This window comes from Streptomyces sparsus (assembly GCF_054776295.1).
The window spans coordinates 1-11,886 of record NZ_BAAHCA010000066.1; the positions used below are offsets into that span (position 1 = coordinate 1).

Consider the following 11,886-nt stretch of genomic DNA (forward strand, 5'->3'; position numbering starts at 1 on the left):
CAGACCGGCATCGGCCGGACCGGCCCCCCGGGGCCGCCGGAGGGCGGGCGCCCCCGCGCTGTCGCAGCCGGGCCGTAGGCTGTTCGGCATGGCAGATCCGTCCAGCTACCGGCCCGAGCCGGGGCAGATCCCCGACTCGCCCGGGGTCTACCGCTTCCGCGACGAGCACCGGCGGGTGATCTACGTCGGGAAGGCCAAGAGCCTGCGGCAGCGGCTCTCCTCGTACTTCCAGGACCCGGCCGGACTGCACCCGCGCACCGCCACGATGGTCACCACCGCCTCCTCGGTCGAGTGGACGGTGGTCGGCACCGAGGTGGAGGCCCTTCAGCTCGAGTACACCTGGATCAAGGAGTTCGACCCCCGGTTCAACGTCAAGTACCGGGACGACAAGAGCTACCCCTACCTGGCCGTCACCATGAACGAGGAGTTCCCCCGCGTCCAGGTGATGCGCGGCGCCAAGAAGAAGGGCGTGCGCTACTTCGGGCCGTACTCGCACGCCTGGGCGATCCGCGAGACGGTGGACCTGCTGCTCCGCGTGTTCCCCGTGCGCACCTGCTCGGCCGGTGTCTTCAAGCGGTCCGCCCAGATCGGCCGGCCCTGCCTGCTCGGTTACATCGGCAAGTGCGCGGCACCCTGCGTGGGCCGGGTCAGCGCCGAGGAGCACCGTGAACTCGCCGAGGACTTCTGCGACTTCACCGCCGGCCGGACCGGCGCCTATCTGCGCGGGCTGGAGGAGCGCATGCACGAGGCGGCCGAGCAGACGGAGTACGAGAAGGCCGCCCGGCTGCGGGACGACATCGGGGCGCTGCGCCGCGCGATGGAGAAGAACGCGGTGGTGCTCAACGACGCCACGGACGCCGACCTGATCGCGCTCGCCGAGGACGAACTCGAGGCCGCCGTCCAGATCTTCCACGTCCGCGGCGGCCGGATCCGCGGTCAGCGGGGCTGGGTGACGGACAAGGTGGAGGCGGTCACCACCGCCGACCTGGTCGAGCACGCTCTTCAGCAGCTCTACGGCGAGGAGCACGGCGACACCGGCCGCACCGGCACGGGCGGCGTGCCCCGCGAGGTGCTGGTGCCGGCCCTGCCGGACCCGCTGGAGCCGGTGGCCGAGTGGCTGGCGGAACGCCGCGGCGCCCGCGTCAGCCTGCGTATCCCGCAGCGCGGCGACAAGCGCGACCTGATGGAGACGGTCCGGCGGAACGCCCAGCAGACCCTCACCCTGCACAAGACCAAACGCGCCTCCGACCTCACCACCCGGTCCCGCGCCCTGGAGGAGATCGCCGAGGCGCTCGACCTGGACACCGCGCCCCTGCGGATCGAGTGCTTCGACATCTCCCACCTCCAGGGGGACGACGTGGTCGCCTCCATGGTGGTCTTCGAGGACGGGCTGGCCCGCAAGGGCGAGTACCGCCGCTTCCAGATCAAGGGCTTCGAGGGCCAGGACGACGTCCGGTCCATGCACGAGGTCGTCGGGCGCCGCTTCCGCCGCTACCTCCAGGAGAAGCAGCGCACCGGCGAGTGGAACGAGTCCGACCCCGCCGAGTCCGCCGCTCCCGGGTCCACCTCCTCCGCTGCCGTTCCCGGCCCCGGGCCCGTCGGGGAGGCGGGGCCGCCCGGAGAGGCCGGCGGCCGGGACGAGGACGGCAGGCCGCGGCGGTTCGCCTACCCGCCGCAGCTCGTGGTGGTCGACGGCGGCCAACCGCAGGTGGCCGCCGCCAAGGCCGCGCTGGACGAGCTGGGCATCGACGATGTCGCCGTCTGCGGTCTCGCCAAGCGGCTGGAGGAGGTGTGGCTGCCGGGCGACGACGACCCGGTGGTGCTGCCGCGCAGCAGCGAGGGCCTGTACCTGCTCCAGCGGGTCCGGGACGAGGCCCACCGCTTCGCCATCCGCTACCAGCGCAGCAAACGCACCAAGTCGCTCAAGGCCGGGCCCCTGGACGAGGTGCGCGGACTCGGGGAGAGCCGCAAGCAGGCGCTGATCAAGCACTTCGGTTCGGTGAAGCGGCTGCGGGCCGCGACGGTGGAGCAGCTGTGCGAGGTCCCCGGCGTGGGCCGCAGGACAGCCGAGACGGTGGCCGCCGCGCTCGCCGGTGCGACGCCCGCCGGGCCGGCGGTGAACACCGCGACCGGCGAGATCATCGACGATGATGGGAAGTGACACCGCCAGACCGCCCAGCCGAGAACCGGGGGACAGCACGATGGACGCAGAGACCGAGACAGGAGCACAGGTGAGTACGGGCACGGCGACGGAGACCGCGGGCACCGACAACGGGAAGATCCCCGAACTGGTGATCATCTCCGGCATGTCGGGAGCGGGGCGCAGCACCGCGGCCAAGTGCCTGGAGGACCTGGGCTGGTTCGTGGTCGACAACCTGCCGCCCGCGCTCATCCCCACCATGGTCGACCTCGGCGCCCGCTCGCAGGGCAACGTCGCCCGTATCGCGGTGGTGGTGGACGTCCGCGGCCGCCGCTTCTTCGACAACCTCAAGGAGTCGCTCGCCGATCTCGCGGCCAAGCAGGTCACGCGAAGAATCGTCTTTCTCGAGGCGTCCGACAACGCGCTGGTCCGCCGCTTCGAGTCGGTCCGCCGCCCGCACCCCCTCCAGGGCGACGGCCGGATCGTCGACGGCATCGAGGCCGAGCGGGACCTGCTGCGGGAGCTGCGCGGCGACGCCGACCTGGTGATCGACACCTCCAGCCTCAACGTGCACGAGCTGCGGGCCAAGATGGACGCCCAGTTCGCCGGCGACGAGGAACCGGAGCTGCGGGCGACGGTGATGTCCTTCGGCTACAAGTACGGGCTGCCCGTCGACGCCGACCTCGTCGTGGACTGCCGCTTCCTCCCCAACCCGCACTGGGTACCGGAGCTGCGGCCCTTCACCGGCACCAGCCCGGAGGTCTCCGACTACGTCTTCGAACAGCCCGGCGCCAAGGAGTTCCTGGACCGCTACTCCGAACTGCTCGAACTGATCGCGGCCGGCTACCGCCGCGAGGGCAAGCGCTACGTGACGATCGCCGTCGGCTGCACCGGCGGCAAGCACCGCAGCGTGGCGATGTCCGAGCGGCTCGGCCGCCGGCTGTCGACCGAGGGTGTGGAGACCGTCGTGGTCCACCGGGACATGGGACGCGAGTGAGCCGAGTGACCGGCCGTACTCTGCGGCTGCGCCGCCGGAAGATGGTGCCCTCCCGCAGGGGGCAGCCCAAGGTCGTCGCCCTGGGCGGCGGCATGGGCCTGTCCGCGTCGCTCACCGCGCTCCGCCGCATCACCGGAGACCTCACCGCCGTCGTCACGGTCGCCGACGACGGCGGGTCCAGCGGACGGCTGCGCGAGGAACTCGACGTGCTGCCGCCCGGGGACCTGCGCAAGGCGCTGGCCGCGCTGTGCGGGGACGACGAGTGGGGGCGCACCTGGGCGAACCTGGTGCAGCACCGGTTCGCGAGCAAGGGGCACCTGCACGGCCACGCCGTGGGCAACCTGCTGATCGCCGCCCTGTGGGAGCAGATGGGCGACCACGTGGCCGCCCTCGACCTGGTGGGCAAACTGCTCGGGGCGCACGGCCGGGTGCTGCCGATGTCGGCCGTGCCGCTCCAGCTCCAGGCCCTGGTGCGCGGCCACGACGTGGACCGCCCGGACGAGCTGTCCACCGTCCGCGGCCAGGCCACCGTGGCCCTCACCCCCGGCGAGGTGCAGCAGGTGCACCTGGTGCCGCACGACCCCCCGGCGGTGCCGGAGGCGGTCGAGGCGGTGCTCGACGCGGACTGGGTGGTGGTCGGTCCGGGCTCCTGGTTCTCCTCGGTGATCCCGCACCTGCTGGTGCCGGAACTGCTCCAGGCGCTGACCGAGACGCGGGCCCGCAAGGTGCTCTCCCTCAACCTCGCGCCGCAACCGGGAGAAACAGATGGTTTCTCCCCGCAGCGTCATTTGGAGGTTTTGGCCCGACACGCCCCTAAACTCGCCTTCGACGTGGTGCTGGCCGACGAGGACGCAGTGCCCGACCAGGAGAGCCTGCGAGCCGCCGCCCAGCGGCTCGGTGGTTCGGTCGAGCTGGCCCCGGTGGCCGCGCCGGACGGTTCCCCGACGCACGACCCGGAACTGCTGGCAGCCGCGTACGACCGTATTTTTCGGATGCATGGAAGGATCGGCCCATGGCGATGACGGCAGCGGTGAAGGATGAAATCTCCCGGCTCCCCGTCACCCGGACCTGCTGCCGGAAGTCGGAGGTCTCGTCGATCCTGAGATTCGCCGGCGGCCTGCACCTGGTGAGCGGGCGGATTGTGATCGAGGCGGAGCTGGACACGGGCATCGCGGCCCGCAGACTCCGCAAGGACATCCTGGAGATCTTCGGCCACGCCTCCGACCTGGTGGTGATGGCCCCCGGCGGACTGCGCCGGGGCAGCCGCTACGTCGTGCGGGTGGTGGCCGGCGGTGACCAGCTCGCCCGGCAGACGGGCCTGGTGGACGGCCGCGGCCGTCCCATTCGCGGCCTGCCGCCGCAGGTCGTGTCCGGCGCCACCTGCGACGCCGAGGCTGCCTGGCGCGGCGCGTTCCTGGCCCATGGCTCCCTCACCGAGCCGGGGCGCTCGTCCTCCCTGGAGGTCACCTGCCCCGGCCCGGAGGCAGCCCTGGCCCTGGTGGGCGCCGCGCGGCGGCTCCAGATCGGGGCGAAGGCGCGTGAGGTCCGCGGTGTCGACCGGGTGGTCGTCCGGGACGGCGACGCCATCGGCGCCCTGCTCACCCGGCTCGGTGCGCACGAGTCGGTGCTGGCCTGGGAGGAGCGCCGGATGCGCCGCGAGGTGCGCGCGACCGCCAACCGGCTGGCCAACTTCGACGACGCCAACCTGCGCCGCTCCGCGCGCGCCGCGGTGGCCGCCGGCGCCCGGGTGCAGCGGGCGCTGGAGATCCTGGGGGACGAGGTCCCCGAACACCTCGCCGCGGCCGGCCGGCTGCGGATGGAGCACAAGCAGGCCTCACTGGAGGAGCTCGGCGCACTTGCCGACCCGCCGCTCACCAAGGACGCGGTGGCGGGACGTATCCGCCGGCTGCTGGCGATGGCCGACAAGCGCGCGTCCGACATCGGGATCGCGGGTACCGAGGCCACGCTGACAGAGGAGCTGACAGAGGAGATGGTGGGCTGATCACGGCCCGCGTACGCCCCGTGGCCGCCGTCGGCGAGCGCACCCGCCACACTGCCGTGGCCGATGTCACCCGCCGCGCCCCGGCGCGGTAGGGTCGAAGGCGGTCGGGGACATCCCAAACAACCTTCGTCGGTGTCCGCACCGACGTACCAACGAGGAGATCGGTTCGTGACGATCCGCGTAGGCATCAATGGCTTTGGCCGCATCGGTCGCAACTACTTCCGCGCACTTCTGGAGCAGGGAGCGGATGTCGAGATCGTCGGTGTCAACGACCTGACCGACAACGCGACGCTGGTCCACCTGCTGAAGTACGACACCATCCTGGGTCGCCTCAAGCAGGAGGTCGCCCACACCGAAGACAGCATCACGGTCGGCAACCAGACGTTCCGCACGATGGCTGAGCGCGACCCGGCCGCCCTCCCCTGGGGCGAGCTCGGCGCCGACATCGTGATCGAGTCCACCGGCATCTTCACCAAGCGTGAGGACGCCGCGAAGCACCTCGCCGCCGGCGCCAAGAAGGTCCTGATCTCCGCGCCCGCCAAGGACGAGGACATCACGATCGTGATGGGCGTCAACGACGACAAGTACGAGGCCGACAAGCACCACGTCATCTCCAACGCCTCCTGCACCACCAACTGCGTGGCGCCGATGGCCAAGGTCCTCGACGAGAACTTCGGCATCGTCAAGGGCATGATGACGACGGTCCACGCCTACACCAACGACCAGCGCATCCTTGACTTCCCGCACAAGGACCTGCGTCGCGCGCGTGCCGCCGCCGAGAACATCATCCCGACCTCCACCGGTGCCGCCAAGGCGACCGCCCTCGTGCTCCCGCAGCTCAAGGGCAAGCTCGACGGCATCGCCATGCGCGTCCCCGTCCCCACCGGCTCGGTCACCGACCTCGTCCTGGAGCTCGACCGCGAGGTCAGCGTCGACGAGATCAACTCGGCGTTCCAGAAGGCCGCCGAAGGCCAGCTCCAGGGCATCCTGGACTACACCGAGGACGCGATCGTCTCGTCCGACATCGTGAACTGGCCGGCGTCCTGCACCTTCGACTCCTCCCTGACGATGACGCAGGGCAAGCAGGTCAAGGTCGTCGGCTGGTACGACAACGAGTGGGGCTACTCCAACCGCCTGGTGGACCTGACGGTCTTCGTCGGCAGCCGGCTCTGACACCCGCACCGCTCCCACCCAGTGAGCTGTGAGCGGAACCGGGCCCGTGTGGTGCGCTGACGCGCCGCACGGGCCCGGTTCCCGTGACGGGCCTTCTCCCAAGGAGTTGCAGAAAGCATGAAGACGATCGACGAACTGGTCGCCGAGGGTGTAGCCGGGAAGCGGGTCTTCGTCCGCGCCGACCTCAACGTTCCCCTCGACGGGAAGACCATCACCGACGACGGCCGCATCCGGGCCGCCGTCCCCACCATCACCCGGCTCGCCGAAGCGGGCGCCAGGGTGATCGTGGCGTCCCACCTGGGCCGGCCCAAGGGCGCCCCGGACCCGCAGTTCTCCCTCGCGCCGGTGGCCGAGCGGCTCGGTGAGCTGCTCGGCTCCGCGGTGCGCGGGCAGGTCGCGTTCGCGGCCGACACCGTGGGGGACAGCGCGAAGGCCACCGTCGCCGGGCTCGGCGACGGCGGGGTCACGCTGCTGGAGAACCTCCGCTTCAACGCCGGCGAGACGGCGAAGGACGACACCGAGCGGCAGGCGTTCGCGGCCGAACTCGCCGCGCTGGCCGACGTGTACGTCGGTGACGGCTTCGGTGCGGTGCACCGCAAGCACGCCTCCGTCTACGACCTGCCGGCCCTGCTGCCGCACGCCGCCGGCGGTCTCATCGCCACCGAGGTCGACGTGCTCAAGCGCCTCACCGAGGACGTCCGGCGGCCCTACGCCGTGGTGCTCGGCGGGGCCAAGGTCTCCGACAAGCTCGGCGTCATCGACCACCTGCTGGAGCGTGCCGACCGCATCCTCATCGGCGGCGGCATGGCGTACACGTTCCTCGCCGCCCAGGGGCACGAGGTCGGCAGCTCGCTGCTCCAGGAGGACCAGATCCCCGTGGTCCGCGGTTACCTGGAGCGCGCCGAGAAGCTCGGCGTGGAGTTCGTGCTGCCCGTCGACGTGCGGGCCGCGGCGCAGTTCCCCGACCTGGCGGTGAAGGCCCCGGCCGACGTCGTCACCGTCGACGCCGACGCCATTCCGGCCGGCCTGATGGGGCTGGACATCGGTCCGCGCAGCGGCGAGCTGTACGCGTCCAAGCTGGCGGACGCCGAGACCGTCTTCTGGAACGGTCCGATGGGCGTCTTCGAGCACCCCGACTTCGCCGACGGCACCCGGGACGTGGCCCGCGCGCTGCTGGACAGCTCCGCCTTCACGGTCGTCGGCGGCGGGGACAGCGCTGCCGCGGTCCGCATCCTGGGCTTCGACGAGTCGGGTTTCGGCCACATCTCCACCGGTGGCGGCGCCAGCCTGGAGTACCTGGAGGGCAAGACCCTCCCGGGCCTCGACGCGCTGGAGAAGTGACCGCGGTGAGCGACGTCACGACCGGCGGCACCGCCCTCACCGGCGGTGCCCCGGCCGGCGTGCCCCACCCCGGTGCCGCCCGGCGAACCACCACCATGACCGGCGCCCGCCGAGCGGGCGCAGCGCACAGGAAGGCAGCCGCATGAGCTCCCGCAAGCCCCTGATGGCGGGCAACTGGAAGATGAACCTCAACCACCTCGAGGCCATCGCCCACGTCCAGAAGCTCGCCTTCGCCCTGGAGGGCAAGGACCACGAGCAGGTCGAGGTGGCCGTGCTGCCGCCGTTCACCGACCTGCGCTCGGTCCAGACCCTCGTCGACGGCGACAAGCTGAAGATCACCTACGGCGCGCAGGACATCTCGTCGAAGGACTCCGGTGCCTACACCGGTGAGATCTCCGGCGCCATGCTGGCCAAGCTGAAGTGCACCTACGCGGTGATCGGCCACTCCGAGCGCCGCCAGTACCACGGCGAGGACGAGGAGGTCTGCAACGCCAAGGTGCGGGCCGCCTACCGGCACGGCCTCACACCGCTGCTGTGCGTGGGGGAGGGCCTGGACATCCGCAAGGCGGGCAACCAGGTCGGCCACACCCTCGCCCAGCTCGACGGCGCGCTCGCCGACGTCACCGCCGAGCAGGCCGCCACCCTCGTGGTCGCCTACGAGCCGGTGTGGGCGATCGGCACCGGCGAGGTCGCCACTCCGGAGGACGCGCAGGAGGTCTGCGGCGCGATCCGTGGCCGGCTGGCCGAGCTGTACGGCCAGGAGGTCGCCGACCAGGTCCGCATCCAGTACGGCGGCTCCGTCAAGTCGGGCAACGTCGCGGCGATCATGGCGCAGCCGGACGTCGACGGCGCGCTGGTCGGCGGCGCCGCGCTGGACGCGGAGGAGTTCGTCAAGATCGTCCGCTTCCGCGATCAGTAGCAGCTAGGCCGACGGGTCACTCCCGTCGTACCCTGAGCGGGGTCGGGCTTCACGCCCGGCCCCGCACCCTTCATCCGTAACGTCTTGCTTCGAAGTCCGAGAGAGTTGGTCCAGCCGTGGAATTGGGTCTGTCGATCGCCCTGATCGTGTTCAGCCTGCTGCTGATGCTGCTGGTGCTGATGCACAAGGGAAAGGGCGGCGGTCTCTCCGACATGTTCGGCGGTGGCATGCAGTCGTCCGTCGGTGGCTCCTCGGTCGCCGAACGCAACCTCGACCGCCTCACCGTCGCGGTGGCGCTCGTCTGGTTCGGCATCATCGTGGCGCTCGGCATCATGATGAAGACGTCATGATGCCGGTGGACGGCTGACACAGCGTCGTGCTCCCTGCCTATCATGAGGCTCGCGTCCCCGACGGGGGGTAACTACGGTCACCGGACGCGCGTTGGGCCTTACGCACACCAGGGCGACTTCGCAGCACCATGAGGCAGGGAGTGACAACCGTGGCAAGTGGCAACGCGATCCGGGGAAGCCGGGTCGGAGCGGGGCCGATGGGGGAGGCCGAGCGGGGCGAGTCCGCGCCGCGCCTCCGAATCTCCTTCTGGTGCTCGAACGGGCACGAGACGCAGCCGAGCTTCGCCAGCGACGCCCAGGTCCCCGAGACCTGGGACTGCCCGCGCTGCGGTTTTCCCGCCGGCAAGGACCGGGACAACCCGCCGGACCCGCCGCGCACCGAGCCGTACAAGACGCACCTGGCCTACGTCCGCGAGCGCCGCAGCGACGCCGACGGGGAGGCCATCCTCGCCGAGGCACTGGCCAAGCTCAGGGGCGAGATCTGATCGCCGCACCGCACCGCTTCGACGGCCCGGACGCACACTCGAGCAGAGTGCACGACCGGGCCGTTTCTCCGTATAGGTTGGGGTGCGGCGGGGCTCGAACGACAAGAATGGGCTGAATTCGCAGATGAACGCACACGCCGCAGCCGACCGGACCAGGCTCGACGAACTGCCCGAGTGGGCCGCGCTGGCCGAGCACCGGGAGAAGTCGGGACGGGTCGGCCTCCGCGAACTGTTCACCGACGACCCCCGGCGTGCCGAGCGCTACCGCCTCGACGTGGGCGACCTGCACGTCGACTACGCCAAGCACCTCGTCACCGACGAGACCCTGCGGCTGCTGCTCGACCTGGCCGCCGCGACCGGTGTCGCCGAGCGCCGGGATGCCATGTTCCGCGGCGAGCGGATCAACAACACCGAGGACCGCGCGGTGCTGCACGTCGCGCTGCGTGCCGACCGAGACACGGTCATCGAGGTCGACGGTGAGAACGTCGTACCGGCGGTGCACGCGGTGCTCGACCGGATGGCGGCCTTCTCCCGCAGCGTGCGCTCGGGGGAGTGGCGGGGCCACACCGGGGAGCGCATCACCACGGTCGTCAACGTCGGTATCGGCGGCTCCGACCTGGGCCCGGCGATGGCCTTCGAGGCGCTGCGCGCGTACACCGCACGCGACATCGACTTCCGCTTCGTCTCCAACGTCGACGGCGCCGACCTGCACGAGGCGGTCCGCGACCTCGACCCGGCGCGGACCCTCTTCGTCATCGCGTCGAAGACCTTCACCACCATCGAGACCCTCACCAACGCGACCGCCGCCCGCGGTTGGCTGCTGGACGGCCTGGGCGCCGGCCCGGAGGCCGTCGCCCGGCACTTCGTCGCGGTGTCGACCAACGCCGCCGAGGTGGAGCGGTTCGGCATCGACACGGCGAACATGTTCGAGTTCTGGGACTGGGTCGGCGGCCGGTACTCCTTCGACTCGGCCATCGGCCTGTCGCTGATGACGGCCATCGGGCCGGAGCACTTCCAGGAGATGCTGGACGGCTTCCGGTTGATGGACGACCACTTCCGCACCGCCCCGCCGGAGGCCAACGCCCCGCTGCTGCTGGGCATGCTCGGCGTCTGGTACGGCGAGTTCTTCGACGCGCAGGCGCACGCGGTGCTCCCGTACTCGCACTACCTGTCGAAGTTCACCGCCTACCTACAGCAGCTCGACATGGAGTCCAACGGCAAGTCGGTGGACCGGCAGGGTGTGCCCGTCGGCTGGCAGACCGGCCCGGTGGTGTGGGGGACCCCGGGCACCAACGGGCAGCACGCCTACTACCAGTTGCTGCACCAGGGCACCAAGCTCATCCCGGCCGACCTGATCGGCTTCGCCGAGCCGATCGCCGAACTGGGCGCACTGCGCGACCAGCACGACCTGCTGATGGCGAACCTCTTCGCCCAGGGTCAGGCGCTGGCGTTCGGCAGGACGGCCGACGAGGTGCGCGCCGAGGGCGTGCCCGAGGAGCAGGTGCCGCACCGCACGTTCCAGGGCGACCGCCCCACCACGACCCTGCTGGCCCGCAGCCTGACTCCGTCCGTGCTGGGCCAGCTGATCGCCCTCTACGAGCACAAGGTGTTCGTGCAGGGCGCCGTCTGGGACATCGACTCCTTCGACCAGTGGGGCGTCGAACTGGGCAAGGTACTGGCCAAGCAGATCGAGCCGGCCCTCACCGAGGGCGCCGAGGTGCCCGGCCTCGACGGTTCCACCAGGGCGCTGGTGGAGACCTACCGGAACCTGCGCGGGCGCTGACCACGAGGTGACCCCGAAGGCGGCGGCCGGTTCGGCCGCCGCCTTTCCCGGGACGCCTCTCCCGGGCGCAGCCCCTCGTGAACGCGCGCACAAGCGCTCGCCTACCATGGTGGCGTGTCCCCACTGCTCGAAGCCGCGCGCAACCCCGTCGCGTACGTCGCCCGCCGCTGGACCCCGACGCAACGCACCCTGCGACGCGCCACGCTCACCGCGCTGGTGATGAGCGTCGTCATCGTCGTCACCGGTGGCGCCGTACGGCTGACCGGATCCGGCCTCGGCTGTGACACCTGGCCCAAGTGCACCGACGACAGCCTCATCGCGACGTCCGAGATGGGCATGCACGGCGCGATCGAGTTCGGCAACCGGATGCTGACCTACGTGCTGTGCGCGGCCGTCGGCTGGGCCATCGTGGCCGCCCGTTCGGCCAAGCCGCGACGGCGGGGCCTCTCCCGCCTCGCGTGGGCCCAGTTCTTCATCGTGTTCGGCAACGCCCTGCTGGGCGGCGTCACCGTGCTGACCGGTCTCAACCCGTACTCCGTGGCCGGGCACTTCCTGCTGGCCACCTCGCTGATCACCGTCACCGTGATCACCTGGCAGCGGGCCCGGGAGGGCGACGAGGCACCCAGGCCGCTGGTCGGCCCCCGGCTGCGGCAGCTCGCCGCCGCCCTGACGGTCGCCGCCGCCGCGCTGGTCGAG

Annotated in this window: 11 protein-coding genes; all 11 read left to right on the forward strand. The window is 71.2% G+C overall.

Annotated elements, in window-relative coordinates:
• The first annotated feature begins 88 nt into the window (after nt 1–88).
• Nucleotides 89–2,161 carry an excinuclease ABC subunit UvrC gene (gene uvrC, locus ACYVE9_RS06575; RefSeq protein WP_461026774.1) on the forward strand — a complete coding sequence of 691 codons (2,073 nt, stop codon included), beginning with the start codon at nt 89–91 and terminating at the stop codon, nt 2,159–2,161.
• A 40-nt stretch (nt 2,162–2,201) separates the two neighbouring features.
• Nucleotides 2,202–3,137: an RNase adapter RapZ gene (gene rapZ / locus ACYVE9_RS06580; protein WP_461026775.1), complete on the forward strand. Its 936-nt coding sequence runs from the start codon at nt 2,202–2,204 to the stop codon at nt 3,135–3,137.
• Between the two features lie 5 nt (nt 3,138–3,142).
• A complete protein-coding gene (locus tag ACYVE9_RS06585) occupies nt 3,143–4,159 on the forward strand; it encodes a gluconeogenesis factor YvcK family protein (protein ID WP_461026776.1) in 1,017 nt (338 codons plus the stop codon).
• Entirely contained in the window at nt 4,150–5,139 is a 990-nt protein-coding gene (gene whiA, locus ACYVE9_RS06590) for a DNA-binding protein WhiA (RefSeq protein WP_461026777.1), read from the forward strand. The genes ACYVE9_RS06585 and whiA overlap by 10 nt, the downstream gene beginning before the upstream one ends.
• A 168-nt stretch (nt 5,140–5,307) precedes the next feature.
• Nucleotides 5,308–6,312 carry a type I glyceraldehyde-3-phosphate dehydrogenase gene (gene gap, locus ACYVE9_RS06595; protein ID WP_461026778.1) on the forward strand — a complete coding sequence of 335 codons (1,005 nt, stop codon included), beginning with the start codon at nt 5,308–5,310 and terminating at the stop codon, nt 6,310–6,312.
• A 117-nt stretch (nt 6,313–6,429) separates the two neighbouring features.
• Nucleotides 6,430–7,653, forward strand: a complete 1,224-nt coding sequence (locus tag ACYVE9_RS06600) for a phosphoglycerate kinase (RefSeq protein WP_461026779.1) — start codon at nt 6,430–6,432, stop codon at nt 7,651–7,653.
• A 142-nt stretch (nt 7,654–7,795) separates the two neighbouring features.
• Nucleotides 7,796–8,572, forward strand: a complete 777-nt coding sequence (gene tpiA / locus ACYVE9_RS06605) for a triose-phosphate isomerase (protein ID WP_461026780.1) — start codon at nt 7,796–7,798, stop codon at nt 8,570–8,572.
• Between the two features lie 116 nt (nt 8,573–8,688).
• Complete coding sequence (gene secG / locus ACYVE9_RS06610; protein ID WP_461026781.1) at nt 8,689–8,922, forward strand: preprotein translocase subunit SecG; 234 nt, start codon at nt 8,689–8,691, stop codon at nt 8,920–8,922.
• A gap of 149 nt (nt 8,923–9,071) precedes the next feature.
• A complete protein-coding gene (locus ACYVE9_RS06615; RefSeq protein ID WP_308358464.1) occupies nt 9,072–9,407 on the forward strand; it encodes an RNA polymerase-binding protein RbpA in 336 nt (111 codons plus the stop codon).
• Between the two features lie 124 nt (nt 9,408–9,531).
• On the forward strand, nt 9,532–11,190 hold the full coding sequence (pgi, locus tag ACYVE9_RS06620) for a glucose-6-phosphate isomerase (protein ID WP_461026782.1): 1,659 nt from the start codon (nt 9,532–9,534) through the stop codon (nt 11,188–11,190).
• A 114-nt stretch (nt 11,191–11,304) separates the two neighbouring features.
• Nucleotides 11,305–11,886: COX15/CtaA family protein (locus ACYVE9_RS06625; protein WP_461026783.1), on the forward strand; the 582-nt coding region annotated here is incomplete at its 3' end.